General features: G+C 66.9%; 24 protein-coding genes and 1 tRNA gene. 7 read left to right on the top strand and 18 right to left on the bottom strand.

The window, feature by feature from the left end; translation table 11 throughout:
• Positions 1–3: 3 nt before the first annotated feature.
• From AVTE2539_RS07165 to AVTE2539_RS07130, 8 genes are all read right to left on the bottom strand, one after another.
• The gene (locus tag AVTE2539_RS07165; RefSeq protein ID WP_284409238.1) at positions 4–216 is read right to left on the bottom strand and encodes a hypothetical protein; all 213 of its coding nucleotides are present in this window, start codon (positions 214–216) and stop codon (positions 4–6) included.
• Positions 217–289: 73 nt separating this feature from the next.
• The gene (locus AVTE2539_RS07160) at positions 290–619 is read right to left on the bottom strand and encodes a hypothetical protein (protein WP_284409236.1); all 330 of its coding nucleotides are present in this window, start codon (positions 617–619) and stop codon (positions 290–292) included.
• Entirely contained in the window at positions 616–1,149 is a 534-nt protein-coding gene (locus AVTE2539_RS07155) for a replication initiation factor domain-containing protein (protein WP_284409234.1), read from the bottom strand. Before AVTE2539_RS07155 ends, AVTE2539_RS07160 begins: the two co-directional genes overlap by 4 nt.
• Positions 1,146–2,123, bottom strand: coding sequence for a replication initiation factor domain-containing protein (locus AVTE2539_RS07150; RefSeq protein ID WP_284409232.1), 978 nt, complete (start codon positions 2,121–2,123; stop codon positions 1,146–1,148). Before AVTE2539_RS07150 ends, AVTE2539_RS07155 begins: the two co-directional genes overlap by 4 nt.
• A complete protein-coding gene (locus AVTE2539_RS07145) occupies positions 2,120–2,344 on the bottom strand; it encodes a hypothetical protein (RefSeq protein WP_284409231.1) in 225 nt (74 codons plus the stop codon). The genes AVTE2539_RS07150 and AVTE2539_RS07145 overlap by 4 nt, the downstream gene beginning before the upstream one ends.
• Positions 2,341–2,592: a hypothetical protein gene (locus AVTE2539_RS07140; RefSeq protein ID WP_284409228.1), complete on the bottom strand. Its 252-nt coding sequence runs from the start codon at positions 2,590–2,592 to the stop codon at positions 2,341–2,343. Before AVTE2539_RS07140 ends, AVTE2539_RS07145 begins: the two co-directional genes overlap by 4 nt.
• A 1-nt stretch (position 2,593) precedes the next feature.
• The gene (locus tag AVTE2539_RS07135) at positions 2,594–2,845 is read right to left on the bottom strand and encodes a hypothetical protein (RefSeq protein ID WP_284409226.1); all 252 of its coding nucleotides are present in this window, start codon (positions 2,843–2,845) and stop codon (positions 2,594–2,596) included.
• Positions 2,842–3,204, bottom strand: a complete 363-nt coding sequence (locus tag AVTE2539_RS07130; protein WP_284409224.1) for a hypothetical protein — start codon at positions 3,202–3,204, stop codon at positions 2,842–2,844. Before AVTE2539_RS07130 ends, AVTE2539_RS07135 begins: the two co-directional genes overlap by 4 nt.
• Before the next feature lie 81 nt (positions 3,205–3,285).
• On the opposite strand from AVTE2539_RS07130, the gene AVTE2539_RS07125 reads away from it, so the two are divergent.
• Positions 3,286–3,612, top strand: a complete 327-nt coding sequence (locus AVTE2539_RS07125) for a hypothetical protein (protein WP_284409223.1) — start codon at positions 3,286–3,288, stop codon at positions 3,610–3,612.
• Here the strand turns inward: AVTE2539_RS07125 and AVTE2539_RS07120 are convergent.
• From AVTE2539_RS07120 to cysS, 6 genes are all read right to left on the bottom strand, one after another.
• Positions 3,580–3,672, bottom strand: a tRNA-Ser gene (locus AVTE2539_RS07120). The two genes, AVTE2539_RS07125 and AVTE2539_RS07120, sit on opposite strands and share 33 nt — an antisense overlap.
• Before the next feature lie 42 nt (positions 3,673–3,714).
• Positions 3,715–4,983, bottom strand: a complete 1,269-nt coding sequence (locus tag AVTE2539_RS07115) for an aspartate kinase (RefSeq protein ID WP_284402556.1) — start codon at positions 4,981–4,983, stop codon at positions 3,715–3,717.
• Positions 4,984–5,080: 97 nt separating this feature from the next.
• A complete protein-coding gene (tilS, locus tag AVTE2539_RS07110) occupies positions 5,081–6,031 on the bottom strand; it encodes a tRNA lysidine(34) synthetase TilS (protein WP_284409221.1) in 951 nt (316 codons plus the stop codon).
• 107 nt (positions 6,032–6,138) lie between these two features.
• Positions 6,139–7,116, bottom strand: coding sequence for an acetyl-CoA carboxylase carboxyltransferase subunit alpha (locus tag AVTE2539_RS07105; protein WP_272563991.1), 978 nt, complete (start codon positions 7,114–7,116; stop codon positions 6,139–6,141).
• An 88-nt stretch (positions 7,117–7,204) separates the two neighbouring features.
• Positions 7,205–7,864: a DNA-3-methyladenine glycosylase family protein gene (locus tag AVTE2539_RS07100; protein WP_284409197.1), complete on the bottom strand. Its 660-nt coding sequence runs from the start codon at positions 7,862–7,864 to the stop codon at positions 7,205–7,207.
• A gap of 62 nt (positions 7,865–7,926) precedes the next feature.
• On the bottom strand, positions 7,927–9,306 hold the full coding sequence (gene cysS, locus AVTE2539_RS07095) for a cysteine--tRNA ligase (protein ID WP_284409195.1): 1,380 nt from the start codon (positions 9,304–9,306) through the stop codon (positions 7,927–7,929).
• Positions 9,307–9,519: 213 nt separating this feature from the next.
• Here cysS and AVTE2539_RS07090 point away from each other — a divergent pair, with 213 nt between their 5' ends.
• The 6 genes from AVTE2539_RS07090 to AVTE2539_RS07065 all read left to right on the top strand — a co-directional run bounded on the left by AVTE2539_RS07090 (position 9,520) and on the right by AVTE2539_RS07065 (position 14,847).
• Positions 9,520–10,614, top strand: coding sequence for a L,D-transpeptidase Cds6 family protein (locus AVTE2539_RS07090; RefSeq protein ID WP_284402559.1), 1,095 nt, complete (start codon positions 9,520–9,522; stop codon positions 10,612–10,614).
• A 100-nt stretch (positions 10,615–10,714) separates the two neighbouring features.
• Positions 10,715–11,998 (top strand): L,D-transpeptidase family protein, encoded by a 1,284-nt coding sequence (locus AVTE2539_RS07085; protein WP_284402560.1) that lies wholly within the window; start codon positions 10,715–10,717, stop codon positions 11,996–11,998.
• The gene (locus AVTE2539_RS07080; protein ID WP_284409193.1) at positions 11,995–12,579 is read left to right on the top strand and encodes a peptidylprolyl isomerase; all 585 of its coding nucleotides are present in this window, start codon (positions 11,995–11,997) and stop codon (positions 12,577–12,579) included. Before AVTE2539_RS07085 ends, AVTE2539_RS07080 begins: the two co-directional genes overlap by 4 nt.
• Before the next feature lie 60 nt (positions 12,580–12,639).
• Positions 12,640–13,146: a peptidylprolyl isomerase gene (locus tag AVTE2539_RS07075; protein WP_284402562.1), complete on the top strand. Its 507-nt coding sequence runs from the start codon at positions 12,640–12,642 to the stop codon at positions 13,144–13,146.
• A gap of 37 nt (positions 13,147–13,183) precedes the next feature.
• Positions 13,184–13,972 (top strand): UDP-2,3-diacylglucosamine diphosphatase, encoded by a 789-nt coding sequence (locus AVTE2539_RS07070; protein ID WP_284409191.1) that lies wholly within the window; start codon positions 13,184–13,186, stop codon positions 13,970–13,972.
• Positions 13,973–14,025: 53 nt separating this feature from the next.
• Positions 14,026–14,847: a M90 family metallopeptidase gene (locus tag AVTE2539_RS07065; protein ID WP_284409189.1), complete on the top strand. Its 822-nt coding sequence runs from the start codon at positions 14,026–14,028 to the stop codon at positions 14,845–14,847.
• An 84-nt stretch (positions 14,848–14,931) separates the two neighbouring features.
• On the opposite strand, the gene hmuQ is transcribed toward AVTE2539_RS07065, so the two are convergent.
• The 4 genes from hmuQ to AVTE2539_RS07045 all read right to left on the bottom strand — a co-directional run bounded on the left by hmuQ (position 14,932) and on the right by AVTE2539_RS07045 (position 18,079).
• A complete protein-coding gene (gene hmuQ / locus AVTE2539_RS07060; protein WP_272564000.1) occupies positions 14,932–15,234 on the bottom strand; it encodes a heme-degrading protein HmuQ in 303 nt (100 codons plus the stop codon).
• A gap of 130 nt (positions 15,235–15,364) precedes the next feature.
• A complete protein-coding gene (locus AVTE2539_RS07055) occupies positions 15,365–16,252 on the bottom strand; it encodes a DUF3014 domain-containing protein (RefSeq protein ID WP_284409187.1) in 888 nt (295 codons plus the stop codon).
• Between the two features lie 225 nt (positions 16,253–16,477).
• Entirely contained in the window at positions 16,478–17,155 is a 678-nt protein-coding gene (locus AVTE2539_RS07050) for an alpha/beta hydrolase (protein WP_284409185.1), read from the bottom strand.
• A gap of 81 nt (positions 17,156–17,236) precedes the next feature.
• Positions 17,237–18,079: a DODA-type extradiol aromatic ring-opening family dioxygenase gene (locus AVTE2539_RS07045; RefSeq protein ID WP_284409183.1), complete on the bottom strand. Its 843-nt coding sequence runs from the start codon at positions 18,077–18,079 to the stop codon at positions 17,237–17,239.
• Positions 18,080–18,154: the final 75 nt, after the last annotated feature.

The raw sequence follows: 18,154 nt of genomic DNA, 5'->3' as shown, positions 1-18,154 counted from the left end.
GGCTTAGCGCCAGCCGAGCTTGGAGGCCAGCTTCAGCAGGCCCCACACTGCCACCATGGCGCCAATCACCAAGGCGATGGCGGCCAGCATGTCGGTCTTGGCTGCGCCCACGTCGGTAGCGATGGATGCAGGCAGCTCCGCGTAGGCCGCACCAGCAGTGGCGAACAGGACAGCGGGGATAGCTGCCAGCTTTGCGGCAAGGGTCTTCGGGTTCATTGAGTTTCTCCAGGTTGGTTGCTGCGGAATTGCAGCCCAAAGAGCAGCACGCTGCCCTTCAGGCTTCAATCACTCAGCGCGGAGCGACAGAGGTGCCAGGCGCGGCCTGAGCGGGCTTGCCGGGAGTCACTTGGGGAGGCAGCGGGACCACGGAGACGATCTCCTGACGACGCTGGCCGTAACGCATAACGTCCTGCATCTCAAGCTCCGCCATGCACGGCAGCTCCAGACCGTCGAGCTTGCGAAGTACCGCAGGCTCGCATTGGTATTCGCTGCCCATGAGGCCGCGAGCGCCCTTCCCCACGATGGGGAGGGCGGTGTACAGCTTGCCGATGGCATAAGCGTTGCCAGTTTTCTTGCTGACGCCTTCGCTGATTTCGATACCGATAACGTGTGCTTTCATGGCCTTTTCTCCTGTAGTGCGACCGACGACGCCGCGATGAATCCGGCCAGGGTGGCCTTTTCCAGTCGTCGTGGGACGCCTGGCCGGGAAATGAGGTCTAAGAGGGTCTCTGCAGGGACGTGGCCGCGCATGACGTGCACGAGCTTCCCGTAGCCGACACTGGCGTGATGGACCATCGTGTCCAGGCTCAGATCGCCCTCTTTCTGATGCGTGGCGATACGCTCGCCGGCGACGGGCAGCAAGCGCTGCAAGCACTCGTAGGCACCGACGAAATACAGGTCGCAGCGGGTGAGGACGTCGAGCGGCACGTCGCGATCCTTGTTGCGGATTTCGACGTCGAAGCGCGTCCACTTGTCGCCACTGCCTGGCGCGAGCTGGAGGCCCTTTTCATAGGCGCGCAGCATCTTTCCGTTCTCGCGTCGGCCGATCTCCAAGGGGAGGGCGGTGTACAGCTTGCCGATGGCATAAGCGTTGCCAGTTTTCTTGCTGACGCCTTCGCTGATTTCGATACCGATAACGTGTGCTTTCATGGCCTTTTCTCCTGTAGTGCGACCGACGACGCCGCGATGAATCCGGCCAGGGTGGCCTTTTCCAGTCGTCGTGGGACGCCTGGCCGGGAAATGAGGTCTAAGAGGGTCTCTGCAGGGACGTGGCCGCGCATGACGTGCACGAGCTTCCCGTAGCCGACACTGGCGTGATGGACCATCGTGTCCAGGCTCAGATCGCCCTCTTTCTGATGCGTGGCGATACGCTCGCCGGCGACGGGCAGCAAGCGCTGCAAGCACTCGTAGGCACCGACGAAATACACGTCGCAGCGGGTGAGGACGTCGAGCGGCACGTCGCGATCCTTGTTGCGGATTTCGACCTCGAAGCGCGTCCACTTGTCGCCACTGCCTGGCGCGAGCTGGAGGCCCTTTTCATAGGCGCGCAGCATCTTTCCGTTCTCGCGTCGGCCGATCTCCAAGGTGCGGCCGTAGAACGGCTGGTCGGACAGCCAATCGCCTGGCGTGCTGTGCCTCGGCGGGCGGCCTTCGCCTGCCGTGAATTCGCCTGCGTGCATCCAGTCGCGGGCGTCTTCGACGGTGAATTCGCCGTTGAGGCAGTCAACGGCCAAGTCCACCCGTGTGATAGTCGTTTCCCATTGAGAGCCGAGCCAGTCCTGCACCGATTGCCAGTCGCTGACCTTGGCGCAGGCGCTGCCGGAGAGGTCCAGGCGAGCGCGGCCGCGCATGCGATCGCCGCCCCAGTCAAGCAGAGCGACCTGGGAGCGTGAGCCATCGTCCAGCCGCATAAACAGCCGGGCACCGAACTCGAAGCCGAAATGTCCGCGCCCACCTTCGGCCTCGACAGCGAGGCCGCAACCGCGCAACAGGTCCAGCACGGTGGCGACGACGTGTTCGTCGGGCTCCGGCTTCCAAGTCGCCGTGAGCCAATCGACCTTCGCGCGTTGCTTGGGAGTTTCCCCCAGTGTTACAGCACTGGGGGAAGGCTGGCGCCGCGTCATGCCGAGGCCTCCACAACCGCCGCGAACGGCGTCTCAAACCGAACCGTCATGCCCATGTCGCGCACCTGGCGCACGTAGCCGTCGAATGCTTGCACGTTGCTGAATCGCTTGGTTAAGTGGCCATCGGCCAACATGCCCAGAGGGCACCGAACGAGCCAGGCACGCGCAGGCGCTGGCTCCATGTGGATGAGGGCCGATTGGCCGCCGTTGATGAGCCTCATGCGCGCGGATCCTGGTTGACCTGGTCAACGTGACGAAGACAGTGGGCGATGTGGCGCGCATAAGTGCTCACAGCGCGCCAGTAGGCAGCCATAGGAGCCTTGCGACGCTTCCAACAAATTTCGGCCTCGGCATTAGCATGCTGACGAAGTTCCGTCATGAGCTCAGCGAGAAACTGACGTTCGCCAGGTGAAAGCTCAGAGCGCTTCTGCGCTGCGGGCAGCTTAAGAAGCGGATTGATGTAGCCCATGTCAACAAGCTCCCAATAGATCTCGCTGCCTGGCAAGGAACGCGAGCTGGGCTTGGTTGGCGACGACCATCGGCTTGTGGTCAGGGCAGATGCCGCCGCTGGTCACCTCGAGGTCGTGCAGCGTGCAGGCCGTGCGCGGAGCGATCACTGGGCTGTCGTGGCGCACCACTTCGAAGTGCGCGCAGTTGCGGCAGCCTGGGCGGTCGCCGGGGGTCTGGTAGCCCACCTGGGCGTGCTTGGCGACGAGTCTCATGCGGGCTGCTCCTCGCAGTGCGAAAAGCAGTCAGGGCAAAGACCGCCCTGGTAGCCAATTGACCGATCAGCTTCTAGCTCGTCGCTGAAGCCAGACCAGTCGCAATGAGTGCAGAACAGGTACCCCAGCTTGGAGGGCATGGTGCCCTCCCCCTGCCCGGCGGCTGGAGCCGGCAAGCTGGCCACCGTTTGGGTGGCAGGGGTCGGGCAAACGGTAACGCTGGACACGTGCACCAAGCGGAAGAAGCAGCCTGTGTCGTAAGCCAGTTCAAGGACGTTGCCGTCCACTGATCGGACCTTGTACTCGTCGCCCTGGTAGGTGACGCGCGCGCCTGCGGTGATGGTTGAAACGGGGGGCATGCCGGCTCCTGTGTGAGAATTACCAAAATGAGACTGGACTCAAATTGGTACCGGACGCAATCTAACACAAATGGACTCAATATGGCACCACTTGCAACACTCAGCGAATTAATCGAGCGCGCAGCAGAGGCTGCTGGAAGCCAACGCAAGCTAGCAGCGTTGCTTGATGTGAACCCATCAAACCTGATTGAAATGAAACAGGGAAAGCGCGCCTGCAGCTGGCGGCTCAGAGGAAAGATGCGCGTGATCCTGGGCGAGGAGCCAGCACGCGCGTTTGTGACCTCAATGGCTGAGGATCTGTCCGCGTCAGATAACGAGGACGAAAAAAAAGCTGCAGATGGCTTTGCGGCCATGCTTGCAGCTTTTCCTTCGGATTGGCGGAAACGGAGGGATTCGAACCCTCGATGAGGCTCTACACCCCATACTCCCTTAGCAGGGGAGCACCTTCGGCCACTCGGTCACGTTTCCAATCCGGCTATTATGCCTCAGATTGAAGGCGGTTTTGACTCGTTAAGCGGGCGACTGGTCCAGTTCGAACGCCTTGTGCAGCGTGCGCACCGCCAGTTCCACGTACTTCTCGTCGATCACGACGGAGGTCTTGATTTCGGAGGTCGAGATCATCTGGATGTTGATGCCCTCTTCGCTCAGCACGCGGAACATCTTGGCGGCCACGCCCACATGGCTGCGCATGCCGATGCCGACGATGCTGACCTTGCAGATCTTGGCGTCGCCCACCACTTCCTGCGCGCCCAGTGCCGGAACGACCTTTTCCTTGAGCAGATCGATCGTGCGCGCGTAGTCCGAGCGGTTCACGGTGAAGCTGAAGTCCGTTTTGCCGTCCTTGCTCAGGTTCTGGATGATCACGTCGACATCGATGTTCGCATCGGCCACGGCCCCCAGGATCTGGTAGGCGATGCCGGGCTTGTCGGGCACGCCGAGCACGGAGATCTTGGCCTCGTCGCGGTTGAATGCGATGCCGGATACAACGGCTTGTTCCATTTTTTCGTCTTCCTCAAAAGTGATCAGCGTGCCGGAGCGGGCTTCTTCGTTGATGTCGATGTCCCAGGGCGTGAAGCTGGACAACACGCGCAGGGGCACCTTGTATTTGCCGGCGAATTCGACCGAGCGGATCTGGAGCACCTTGCTGCCCAGGCTGGCCATCTCCAGCATTTCCTCGAAGCTCACGGTGGCCAGGCGGCGCGCCTCCTGCACCACGCGCGGATCGGTCGTGTACACGCCGTCCACGTCGGTGTAGATCAGGCATTCGGCGGCCTTCATCGCTGCGGCCACGGCCACGGCGGAGGTATCGGAGCCGCCACGGCCGAGCGTGGTGATGTGGCCGTGCTCGTCGATGCCCTGAAAGCCCGTCACGATCACGACCTTGCCGGCGGCCAGGTCGGCGCGCACGCGCTGGTCGTCGATGGATTCGATGCGGGCCTTGGTGTAGGCGCTGTTGGTGCGGATCGGCACCTGCCAGCCGGCATAGCTCACCGACTCCATGCCTTCGGACTGCAGCGCGATCGCCAGCAGCGCGGAAGACGCCTGCTCTCCGGTGGAGGCCAGCATGTCGAGTTCACGGTGGTAGGCGGACGTGGCGCGAGAAGGCGCCAGTTCCTTGGCCAGCCCGAGCAGGCGGTTGGTTTCGCCACTCATGGCGCTGGGCACCACCACCAATTGGTGGCCGGCCCGCGCCCATTTGGCCACGCGCTTGGCGACGTTGCGGATGCGCTCCGTGGAGCCCATCGACGTGCCGCCGTATTTATGAACGATCAGTGCCATTGGATATCTGGAATGACGAAACGCAAGACGGCGCAGGGAAAGGAGAAAAATTGTTCTGGCGCGCCGCCGTTTTTCGTGCAGGGATGGGGACCAAAACCTAGGAATTGTACCAACCGAGCACCTGGGCTTCGCGCACGGCGAAGCCGCGGCCGACCTTGATGCGGATGCGGTGCCCCCGCGTGGTGCACGCGGCGATCTGGTCCAGCAGCTCGACCAGTTGGGCCGCGGCCGGCGTGGTGCCGTGCACGCTGCGCAACCAGTGGCGCAGCACGTTGGCCTGCCGGGCCCGGCTCAGCGCCTGCAAGGCCGCCAGCCGCGGCGGCACGCCCACGGCGACCAGATCGGCCTCGGCCAGTTCTTGCAGCAGTTCGCTGGCCTGCGCGGCATGCTCGGCGCTGCGGGCGAAGGTGTCGCGGAACTGGGGAAATGCGGCATCGAGCGCCGGCAGCAGCCGGTGGCGGATGCGGTTGCGGGTGTAGTGCTCGTCGCCATTGGTGGGGTCTTCCACCCACGCCTCGCCCCGCGCCACCAGCCAGGTGCGAACATCGGCACCCGCCACCCGCAGCAGGGGCCGATGCCAATCGAGGCCATCGCGCTGCCAGTGCGCAGGCATGGACGCCAGACCCGGCACGCCGGCGCCCCGAGACAGCGCCAGCAGCAGGGTCTCCGCCTGGTCGTCCGCATGCTGGGCCAATGCTATTGTTTTTATAGCATCATGCCCTAGTGTTACTTGTGCCAGACCCGCAAAAGCCTCGTACCTCATCCGGCGGGCGGTGTCTTCCGGGCTTTGGCCCGGCGCGGGGCGTGCGTTCACGCGCGCCACCTGGAGCGGCACGCCCTGGCGCTGGCACAGGTCGGCGCAGTGGCGCTCGAAGCCATCGGCCGCCGCCTGCAGCCCATGGTGCACATGGAACGCATGCACCTGGCCGGGCCACCGCCCTGCGCAGGCCAGCAGCAGCGCGGTGGAGTCGGCCCCGCCGCTCAGCCCCACGGCCAGCGGCAGGGCCGGTGCGAAGGCCGCCATGGCGGCGTCGAAGGATTGCGTCATGCCAAAGGGACGTTTCAAAGGGCTGTGATGGCAGCGACTTCCATGCAAAACGGCCCCGAAGGGCCGCTGCGTTCATGGCATGGGGCGTGGTGCCGGAGCCCTGTGCTTCAGCGCGTCTCGGCCTTGGTGTCGGTGAAGCGGCCGTAGCTTTGCAAACGCTCGTAGCGGCGGTCCAGCAGTTCCTTGGGCTTGAGATCGGCCAGTTGGCGGAAGGCATCGCCCAGGGCGCGCTTGAGGAAGGCGGCCATCTGCTTGTGGTCGCGGTGGGCGCCGCCCACGGGCTCGCTCACGATCTTGTCCACGAGGCCCAGGGCCTTGAGGCGGTGGGCCGTGATGCCCATGGCATCGGCCGCGTCCTGCGCCTTGTCGCTGGTCTTCCAGAGGATGGAGGCACAGCCTTCGGGGCTGATCACCGAGTAGATGGAGTACTGCAGCATCACGACCTGGTCGGCCACGCTGATGGCCAGCGCGCCGCCGGAGCCCCCCTCGCCGATCACGGTGGTGATGATGGGCACTTCCAGCTGCGCCATCTCGAAGATGTTGCGGCCGATGGCCTCGGACTGGCCGCGTTCTTCGGCATCGATGCCGGGATAGGCGCCGGGCGTGTCCACGAAGGTGAACACCGGCAGCTTGAATTTCTCGGCCGTCTTCATGAGGCGCAGGGCCTTGCGGTAGCCCTCGGGGCGGCTCATTCCGAAGTTGCGCGCGGCGCGCTCCTTGGTGTCTCGGCCCTTCTGGTGGCCCAGCACCATGCAGGCATGCCCGTTGAAGCGGGCCAGGCCCCCGACGATGGACAGGTCATCGGCGAAGTGGCGGTCGCCGTGCAACTCGACGAAGTCGGTGAAGATGTCGCGCACGTAGTCGAGCGTGTAGGGGCGCTCGGGATGGCGGGCGATCTTGGTGATCTGCCAGGGCGACAGATCGCTGTAGATGTCTTTGGTGAGCTGATGGCTTTTCTTGCTCAGCTGGTCGATCTCTTCCGAAATATCGACCGCGCTTTCGGTCTGCACGTAGCGCAGTTCTTCGATTTTTCCTTCGAGCTCGGCAATCGGCTGCTCGAAATCCAGAAAGGTTTTTTTCGCCAACGTAATTCTCCTTGGGCTCCTCGCCCTGTTCAGGCCAGCACCACGGGCACGGACGCAGCATCGGTTGCCGCGCCCTCCCGCGAGGGCGTCAATAGTCCACCGGCAACGGGGCGAGCGACCGCCAAATATACCAACTCGCCACGCTGCACCAGGGTTTCCAGGCCTCAGCCACTTCGCGGGCATCGCTGCGGCTCACGGGATCGCCCGAAAAATAATGCTGGCTGATGCCCTGGATCAGGGTGGCATCGTCCAGCGGCATGACGTTGGGGCGGGCCAGGTGGAAGATGAGGAACATGTCCGCCGTCCAGCGGCCGATGCCGCGGATGGCGATCAGCTCCTCCGTGATGGCCTCGTCGTCCATCGCATCCCAGTCCTTGACGTGCAGCTTGCCGGTATCGAAGTGCAGCGCCAGATCGACCAGGTAGTCCACCTTGCGCGCGGACAGGCCCGCGCCGCGCATGTCGTCCACCTTGAGCTTGAGCACGCTGGCCGGCGTCATGGTTCGTGGCAGGGCCGCGAAACGGTCCCACACCTTCTGCGCGGATGCCACCGACACCTGCTGGCCGACGATGCTGCGCGCGAGCGTGGTGAACGCATCGCCGCGCTGGCGCAGGGCCACATCACCCAGTTGCGGGATGAGCCGCTTCATCACGCGGTCTTTCTTGACGAGGTGCTTGCAGGCCTCGGCCCAGTACGCGGGCGCGACCAGTTGCGGCCCGTCATGGGCTGTCTTTTTCGTCGCAGCCACCGCTTATCCCGCCCGCACCAGAAATTTCACCGCCGCCAAAGGCCGCTTCATCCAGGAACCGCTCACTGCGCCGCCTCCCAGGTCGTGCCGGCGGCGGAGTCCTTGAGGACGATGCCCTGCTCCAGCAGCGCCTTGCGGATGCGGTCGGCCTCGGCGAAGTCCTTCGCGGCCTTGGCGGCGGCGCGCGCGGCGATCTGCGCCTGGATGGCGGCTTCGTCCAGCGTGGCGCCGGCCTTCAGGAAGGCTTGCGGATCGCCCTGCAGCAGGCCCAGGCACCCGGCCAGCGCCTTCAGCAGTCCGGCGGTCTGCGGCGACTGCGTGCGGTTGACCTCGCCAGCCAGATCGAACAGCACAGCGACGGCCTCGGGGGTGCCGAAGTCTTCGTCCATGGCGGCCTTGAACCGGGCCGCGTAGGGATCGGCCCAGTCGATCGAGGGTGTGGGCGCCGGCGCGACCAGGCTCAATGCCGTGTAGAGGCGCTTGAGTGCGGCGCGCGCGTCGTCCAGGTGGGCGTCGCTGTAGTTGAGGGCGCTGCGGTAATGGGCGCGCACGATGAAAAAGCGCACGGTCTCGGCGTCGTACTTGGCCAGCACGTCGCGGATGGTGAAGAAGTTGCCGAGCGACTTGCTCATCTTCTCGTTGTCCACGCGCACGAAGCCGTTGTGCACCCAGAAGCGCGCCAGCGGCTTGCCGGTGGCGCCTTCGCTCTGCGCGATCTCGTTTTCGTGGTGCGGAAACTGCAGGTCGGCGCCGCCACCATGGATGTCGAAGCTCTCGCCCAGCGTGGCGCAGCTCATGGCCGAGCACTCGATGTGCCAGCCCGGCCGGCCGGCGCCGAAGGGGCTGTCCCACTTGGCTTCGGGCGGCTCCTCGGGCTTGGCGGACTTCCACAGCACGAAGTCCAGCGGATCGTCCTTGCCGTCGGCCACGGCCACGCGCTCGCCCGCGCGCAATTCGTCGAGCGACTTGCCGGACAGCTTGCCGTAGCCCGCGAACTTGCGCACCGCGTAGTTCACGTCGCCGCCGCTGGCACGGTAGGCCAGGCCCTTGTCTTCCAGAGCGCCGATCAGCGCGAGCATCTGCGGCACGTATTCGGTGGCGCGCGGCTCGATGGAGGGCGGCTCGATGCCCAAAGCGCCGATGTCCTGGTGCATGGCGGCGATCATCTCGTCGGTCAGCTCGCGGATGGTGATGCCGCGCTCCACCGCGCGCCGGATGATTTTGTCATCGATGTCGGTGATGTTGCGCACGTAGGTCACGCGCAGGCCGCTGCTCTTGAGCCAGCGCTGCACCACGTCGAACGCCATCATCATGCGGGCGTGGCCGATGTGACACAGGTCGTAAATGGTCATGCCGCAGACATACATGCGCACATGTCCGGGCTCCAGCGGAGAAAAAGGCTCCAGCGCACGCGACAGCGTGTTGTAGATACGCAAACTCATGGAAATTCAGTCAAGGGGTGGATGGTGCAGCCGGCGCCCTGGCAGGGGCTGCGCAAAGAGGCGGGAGCCTCCCGGAAGGGCCGTGCGCGGCGGTGCGCACATGCAAAATCAGGAGCGGCAACAGCGTACCGGCATGACAAACCCCTCAGCTACAATCCGCCGCAGTATAAGCCCCCGTTACGGCTTGACACCTCCAACCATTCCCGTCCGCCCATGAAGCATCCACAACGCACCCTTGCCCATCTCCTGCGCCTGATTGCCCTGTCGGCCTTGTTGGGTGCCCCGCTGGCCCACGCGGACGACTATGCCGAGATCACCCAGTTGCTCAAGGCAGGCAAGCCGGCGGATGCCCTGGCCAAGGCCGACCAGCGGCTCACCGCCAACCCCCGCGACCCGCAACTGCGCTTCCTGCGCGGCGTGGCCCAGGCGGATTCGGGCAAGCAGACCGAAGCGGTGGCCACCTTCACGAAGCTCACGGAAGACTATCCCGAGCTGCCCGAGCCCTACAACAACCTGGCCGTGCTGTACGCCAACCAGAACCAGCTCGACAAGGCGCGCACCGCGCTCGAGATGGCCATCCGCACCAACCCCAGCTATGCCACCGCGCATGAAAACCTGGGCGACATCTACGCCAAGCTGGCCAGCCAGGCCTACAACAAGGCGCTGCAGCTCGATGCCACGCACGCAAGCTCGGTCAAGCCCAAGCTGGCTCTGATCCGCGACCTGTTCTCGACCGAGGCCAAGGCCTCCACCGCCAAGGCGCCCGCGGCTGCACCCGTGGCAGCAGCGGCTCCCCGCCCTGCACCGGCACCCGCGCCCGTGGCGGCCTCCCCGGCGCCTGCCACCCCTGCGCCGGCCCCCGCACCCACCCCGGCCGCACCGGCCGTGGCCGCTGCACCGGCGCCCACCCCGGCTCCGGCCCCCGCTCCCGCAGTGACGGGCAACACCGCCTCCAGCGCCGCCGCCGCGGCGGAACGGGAAGTGTCCGCTGCAGTGCACGCCTGGGCCAAGGCCTGGGAGAGCCAGGACATGAACGCCTACCTGGGCGCCTACGACAAGAACTACACGCCCAACGGCAAGCAAAGCCACGCCGCCTGGGAAAAAGAGCGCCGCGACCGCATCGTCGGCCGCGCCAAGATCAATGTCAGCGTGAACGATCTGCGCATTTCCGTGAACGGCAACAAGGCGCAGGCGCGCTTTCGCCAGGGCTACAGCTCCGGCAGCTATAGCGTGAACAGCCGCAAGACCCTGGACCTGGTGAACACCGGCGGCCAGTGGACCATCGTGCGCGAGGCCACCGGCGGTTGATGGCGATCGTTTCGTTGACGCGCTCCACCATCGCCTTCGGGATGCTCCCTTGCCCTCTGCTGGCGCACCGCGCCGCATTCGTTCCCGCTTGAAGCCTCGCATGCCTGCGGGACGTTCCCCCTGGAGCCGCGGCATTGCGGCGGGCATGGCGCTGTCGCTGCTGGCGGCAGCCTGGCCCGCGCACGCCCAGGGCGACAAGCTGCGCGGCGTCGGCAAGAACGCGCGCACGGCGCCCGTGCGCATCGCCCCGCTGGCCGATGGGCAGGCGGAAAAGCGCCTCATGGAGGTCTACCGTCTCACCGGCGAAGGCAAGGGCCGGGAAGCCCTGGCCAAGGCCGAGAGCCTGGTGCGCGACCACCCCAACTTCCAGCTCGCGCAACTGGCGCTGGGCGACCTGCTGTCGGCCCGCACGCGCCCCCTGCGGCAGATGGGCGACGTACCGGCCGGCCAGGGCGATGCCCCGCCACCCCAGGAAGCCGCCGACGTGCTGGCCGAGCTGCGCGCGGAGTCGCGCCAGCGCACGGACGCCTTGCGGGTGCGCCCCCAGGCGCGCACCATTCCCGCCCAGTTCATCGAGCTGTCGCTGCGTTCACGGCACGCGATCGCGGTCGATGCGTCGCGCTCGCGGCTCTATCTGTTCGAGAACACGCCCAACGGGCTGGAGCTCGTGGCCGACTACTACGCCTCGGTGGGCAAGCTCGGCATCGAAAAGCTCATCGAGGGCGACCAGCGCACGCCGCTGGGCGTGTACTTCATCACGAGCCGCCTGGACCCGGCCACGCTCAAGGACTTCTATGGTGCCGGCGCCCTGCCCATCAACTACCCCAATCCGCTGGACCAGAGCCGCGGCAAGACGGGCAGCGGCATCTGGCTGCACGGCACGCCGCCGGACCAGTTCTCGCGCGCGCCGCTGGCCACCGACGGGTGCCTAGCCCTGGCCAACCCGGACCTGGAGCGCATCCTGCGCACGGTGGAGCCACGCTCCACACCGGTGGTGATCGCACGGCAGCTGCAATGGGTACCGCCCCATAGCGTGCAGGCCGACCGCAAGGCGTTCGATGCGGTGCTGGATGCCTGGCGCACCGCCAAGTCGCAGGGCGACCTGCAGCGCCTGATGGGGTTTTACGCCCCCACGTTCCAGAGCTACGGCAAGATGCCGCTGCAGGAGTTTTCCAAGCAGCTGGGCGCGGAAACGCGCGCGCTGCGCGGGCGGCCGATCCAGCTCAAGGACAAGACCCTGCTGCGCTGGACGGATGCCTCCGACACCATGGTGGTAACGTTCGGCGAGGTCATCGAAGGGGCCCGCACCGGCCCCGTCAAGCGCCAGTACTGGACCCGCAAGGGCAACCAATGGCAGATATTTTTCGAAGGAGTGATTGGATGATTTCCAGAAGAAATTCGACCCTGGCGCTGGCCAGCATGGCGCTGGCAGCTATCGTTTCCGTAGCACCCGCCCAGGCGCAGGACGCGGCCGCCCCCAAGGTGAAGCTCGCCACGTCGCTGGGCGACATCGTGGTCCAGCTCGACCCCGCCAAGGCCCCGAAGACGGTGGACAACTTCCTGTCCTACGTGAAGGACAAGCACTACGACGGCACCGTCTTTCACCGCGTGATCAACGGCTTCATGATCCAGGGCGGCGGCTTCACGCCCGACATGCAGCAAAAGCCCACCAAGGCACCGATTCCGCTGGAGGCCAACAACGGCCTCAAGAACGACAACTACACCATCGCCATGGCCCGCACCGGCAACCCGGACTCGGCCACCTCGCAGTTCTTCATCAACGTGAAGGACAACGCCATGCTCAACGCTACCGGTGAAGGCAACGGCTACGCCGTGTTCGGCAAGGTGGTCTCGGGCACCGACGTGGTGGACAAGATCAAGGCCGTGTCCACGGGCAACAAGGGCATGCACCAGAACGTGCCCACGACGCCCGTCGTCATCACCTCCGCCACCGTGGTCAAGTAAGAGCCCGCGGCCCCTCTTCACCACGGCCCTCCCGGCCCCCAACGCTTTCCAAGGAATCCCATGAGCAATCCCCAAGTCGAACTGCACATCGCCGGCCACGGCGTCATCACCCTCGAACTCGATGCCGAAAAGGCGCCGAAGTCCACCGAGAACTTCCTGGCCTACGTGAAGAAGGGCCACTACGACAACACGATCTTCCACCGCGTGATCCCCGGCTTCATGGTGCAGGGCGGCGGCTTCGAGCCCGGCATGAACCAAAAGGGCACCGAAGCCCCGATCGAGAACGAGGCCAACAACGGCCTGAAGAACGCCAACTACACCGTGGCCATGGCCCGCACGAGCGATCCGCACTCGGCCACCGCCCAGTTCTTCATCAACGTGGCCGACAACGGCTTCCTGAACCACACCGCGCCGTCCGCCCAGGGCTGGGGCTATGCCGTGTTCGGCAAGGTGGTCAAGGGCACCGAAGTGGTCGATGCCATCAAGGGCGTGAAAACCGGCCGCAAGGGCTTCCATGACGACGTGCCCAAGGACGACGTGATCATCGAGAAGGCCGTCGCCCTGTAATCGCGGCGACCGCGGCGCACCCATCCCCGCCCGCCCCGTGTCCACGACCGTGCCCCGGTTCGAGGAGCTTGCCGCTCCTTCGGACTGGCGCACGGTCGAATTCATTTCCGACCTGCATCTGCAGGCCAGCGAGCCCGCCACGTTCGACGCCTGGCGACGCTACCTGCGGACCACCGACGCGAGCGCGGTGTTCATCCTGGGCGACCTGTTCGAAGTGTGGGTGGGCGACGACTGCATCGACGATGCCGAGGGCGCCTTCGAGGCCGAATGCGGCGCCCTGCTGCGCGAGGCAGCCCGCCAGCGGCCGGTGTTCTTCATGCACGGCAACCGCGACTTCCTGGTCGGGCAGCGCTTTCTGGCCCACTGTGGCCTGACGGGGCTGCACGACCCGACGGTGCTGCAGTTCGGCGGCGAACGCACCGTGCTCAGCCACGGCGACCTGCTCTGCCTGGACGACGTGGACTACCAGCGCTTTCGTGCGCAGGCCCGCAGCACGGAGTGGCAGCAGCGGTTCCTGTCCCAGCCGCTGGCCGTGCGGCGCGCGCAGGCGCGCGGCATCCGCGAGCAGAGCGAGGCGCGCAAGCAGTCCGGCGATGCCGCCTACGCCGATCTGGACGGCCCGGCCACGCAGCAGTGGCTGCAGGCCGCTGGCGCCAGCACGCTGATCCACGGCCACACGCACCGCCCCGCCGTCCACGCCGTGGGGCCGGGCCTGCAGCGCGTGGTGCTGAGCGACTGGGACGCGGCCGCTCGCCCGCCGCGCGCCGAGGTGCTGCGCCTGTCGCCCGGCCGGGGCTTGGAACGGCTCGCCGCCGTCCCCATGTAGGCGGCATCTCTTTTCCCGCCAGGGAGTGCGCGAGCAGGCCCTCCCCCTCTTTCATGCCTGCTCTCTGGAACAAACTCTGGCACCGCGTGCGCGCGACCGTCGCCCCCGTGCCGGAGATCTCCGCCCCGCTCTGGCTGCAGACCCTGCAGCGCTACCCGTTCCTGTCCGCCCTGCCGCTGCAGGACCAGGCCAAGCTGAGGGCGCTCAGCGCCCTCTTTCTGCAGCGCAAGGAATTCACCGGCGCGCACGGCCTGCAGGTCACCGATGCCATGGCGGTCGCCATCGCGGCCCAGGCGTGCCTGCCCGTGCTGCACTGGGGCACGCCCGCTCAGGCACTCGACTGGTACGACGATTTCGTGGGCATCGTGGTCCACCCCGGCGAGGCCGTGGCGCGCCGGCAGTCCACCGACGAGGCCGGCGTGGTGCACGACTACACCGAGGTGCTGCTGGGCGAGGCCATGCACCGGGGCCCCGTCATGCTGAGCTGGCCGGCCGTGGACAGCGCGGGCAGCGGCCAGGACCGGGGCATGAGCGTGGTCATCCACGAGTTCGTGCACAAGCTGGACATGCGCAACGGCAATGCCGACGGCTACCCTCCCCTGCCGCCGGGCTTTCTGGGCACCCCCGGCCCGCAGGCGGCGCGGCAGGCCTGGCGCGCGGCGTGGCAGCCCGCCTATGACGCCTTCCGGGAGCGCGTGATCATCGCCGAGCGCTTTGGCGGCGAATGGCCCTGGCTGGATGCCTACGGCGCGACGGCCCCGGCCGAATTCTTCGCCGTGGCGTGCGAGGCGTACTTCGTGGACCGGGCGACGTTCGCCGCCGAGTTCCCGGACCTGATGCCCACGCTGGACGCCTTCTACCGCCGGGGATTGTGAGTCAAAACCCTTTCACGCCCTAGATTTCATTGCCCTCATTGCTGCTACTTATATAGCAATCAACCGCCTGACCGGCGCGGGCGCTCACAGCGCGGATTCGAACAGTTCCAGCTGCGGCGGCCCCAGGTACAGATCGCGCTTTTGCCCCGCGCCCGCGTGCGCGGCCCGGAAGGCGTCGGAGCGGGTCCACGCCTCGAAATCCGCGCGCGACGCCCAGACGGTGTGCGAGGCGAACAGCGTGTGCTCGGGCGTCGTGTCGCCCCGCAGCAGGTGGAAGGACTGGAAGCCCGGCACCTGCGCCAGATGGCTGTCGCGCTGGCGCCAAATCTCGACGAACTCTTCCTCACGGCCGGGGGCGATGCGGAAACGGTTCATGGCAACGAACATGGTGGGAAGCTCCTCGAAGTGAAAGATCAGAAATGAAACCGCAGAAGTGAAACCGCAGGAGGGGCCGCGTTCACCGGACGGCGAGGCGCGGCGCGCGCCCGCCGCAGCAGGGTCGGCGCGCCCGTGGCGCTCAGGGTTTGCGCGCCATCTCGCCCGTCGCGACCCGGCGGCGCAGCTCGGCCAGCACGGTTTTCATCCGCCGCTCGTTCTCCACGCCCATGCGCACGAGGATCTTCTGGCCGCTGGACAAGGCCTGCAGCTTCGGGTCGGCGAACTCGTAGCGCACCCAAGGGCGCGTGGAGGGCACCTCGCCGGTCACCTTGGTGAGCTGCACCTGCACCGGGCCGGTGGGCTCGGGCGCCTGCAGCAGGTTGTCCAGCGTGGCCACCAGCCGGTCGTTGAAGTAGCGGCGCGGAAAGCCCAGCTCTTCGTACGCCTGCTGGAACAGCGGGTACAGCCGGGCGTACAGCGCAACGGCCTGGTCCTGCGGAATGGCTTCGGCCAGCATGACGAAGGCGCGGTAGCGGCCCGCATTGGTGGCAGCGATCGTCTCGGTGTCGCTGCCCTCGCCATCCACCAGGAACCGCTGCGGCATGGGCTGCACGGGCCACAGGCGGGACGGCGCGCTCTGGCGCGACAGGTTGTCCACCGTGGCGACCGCGCGCTGCACGAAGCCGTCCATGCGCAGCAGCGACGCGACCGAGTCCGCCCCGACCCATCCCGTGACCGCCTCGGTCAGGGGGCGGTCCGATTCGGCCAGGGTGGGGAGTTTGGTATCGGGCGGCTGCACCGTGTCCATGGGGTTCTGGGGGCCGGAGGCCGCGGATGCGGGTGGCGCGGCGGCCGGGGACGCGGACTGGCTGGCCACGGGCGGCAATGCCACCGGCTCGGACGCCGTGCGCCCCCAGAACCACCAGGCCGCGCCGGCGCCCAGTGCGCCAGCCACCAGCACCCACGGAATCCAGGCGCGCGAAGCCTGCTGCGCGGGCCGCAACTCCACCGTGTCACGTTCAGGCATGAATGCCTCCTTTTCTTGGGTTTCGGGAAAGCCGCAGTAGAAAGACAAGACGCCCCGCGGCCGCCCATCGATTGGAAGCGATGGACTCCACCGGGCCGTAACGCCGTGTGACGGGTCCGGCCACCGCTGGCATGGGGGGCGTCGTGCACCGCGCGGTGGCCGATGCAAGCCGGCCGGGGTCCATGCAAGGAACGGTGGGCCCGCGGGGGCCCATCGGTCAGCCGCTCAGCGCGAGGCCTGCGGCTGCGGGTGCTGCAGGCCGCCCAGCCATCCCATGGCATCGGTCAGTTCGGCCTGCCGGATCTCGTGCGCGCCTGGGTATTCGCGGTAGGTCAGGTCCAGCGACAGCCCCCGGGCATGGTCGCGGATGGCGTGGGCCTGGGCCAGGGGAATCACGTTGTCCTGCACGCCATGGCTCACCCAGAGCGGCTTGCCGTGCAGGCTCTCGGCCGCGGCGGCGAACGGCATCGCCTGGGGCAGCAGCCGGCTGTGCCACACCATGGCGGCGTGCAGCAGCTCCGGCCGGGTGAACAGCAGGGACAAGGCCATGATGCCGCCCTGGCTGAAACCGCCCACCACCACCCGCTCGGGCGGCACGCCCAACTGCAGCGCAGCGGCCTCGACCGTGAGCGCCACCAGCGAGCGGCTGGCCGCCTCCTGCGGCTCGTGGATGGAACGGCTGCCATTGGGCAGCACGGAAAATTCGAACCACGCATGGGAGCCCGGCCCCATGGCATGCGGCGCGCGCAGGCTCACGACATGGAAATGCGGAGGAACGTAGGGGGCCAGGCCGAACAGGTCACCCTCGTTGCTGCCCACGCCGTGCATGAGAACGAGCAGCCAGGGAGAGGTGGTGTGGGCCGCGGCGGGGCGGTTCAGGAAGGGAAGCGGCAGATCAAGCATCGATGGGTGCCCTGAAAAGGCGTTCAAGGCAGGGATGAAGGGTTGCGAATCGGGGTTGGAGTGGATCGGGGCCCGGGGAGTTCATGCCGCGGACTGCAGGGCGAAGGCGTCCATGGCCAGGGCACCATAGCGGACCTCCCGGCTCAGGTAGTGCGCCTGCGCCTCGGGGCCGGCGGCGCCCAGGGCGAAAAACAAGGGCAGAAAATGGTCTTCGCTGGGGTGGGCGCGCTCGGCATGTGGCGCCTGCCGCCGGTAGTCCAGCAGCGCGGGCCAGTCGCGCCGCTGCATGGCGTCTTCGATCCAGCGGCTGAATTCAGTCACATAGGGCAAGGGCTCGTTGGCGCCGCCGAAGAACTCCGCCAGGTTGTGCGTCATGCTGCCGGAGCCCACCACCAGCACGCCTTCGCTGCGCAGGCCCTGCAAGGCGGCGCCCATGGCGTAGACCTCGGCAGGCCCGGCGGTGGACGGCAGCGCCACCTGCACCACGGGCAACCGGGCGTCGGGAAACAGGTGCATCAGTGGCACCCAGGCGCCATGGTCGAAGGGCCGCTCGGCATCGCCTTCGGCCGCGATGCCGGCCGAACGCAGGCGCGCCAGCACCGTTTCGGCCAGGGCCGGGGCGCCTGCGGCCGGGTAGCGCAAGGCATACAGGGCCGGCGGAAATCCGCCGAAGTCGTGCCAGGTGGCGGGCTGCGGCCCGGTCATCACTTTCGGCGATCGCGGCATCCAGTGCGGCGACATGACCACCACCCCGCGAAGGTGCGGAAAGCGCACCTGGACCTCCTGGCCCCAGCGGGTGAGGGCCGGGCCGGTTTCGCCGGCATCCACCGCGAACAGCGGGGCGCCATGGGAGAGATACAGCGCGGGGAGTTCGGCATTCCTGCCGCTGTCGGTGGGTGCGCGGGCCCGTTCCAGATCGGACATGAAGATTCCTCGGTTGCAGACAGATGGGGTCGGTGGCGGCGGTTCCAACCCCCTGGGCGATCGGCGCAGCCTGTG

The organism is Acidovorax sp. SUPP2539 (assembly GCF_030158975.1).
Taxonomy (GTDB): Bacteria; Pseudomonadota; Gammaproteobacteria; order Burkholderiales; family Burkholderiaceae_C; genus Paracidovorax.
Note: the sequence above shows the minus strand (reverse complement) of the source record. Positions and strands in the feature narration are given on the sequence as shown.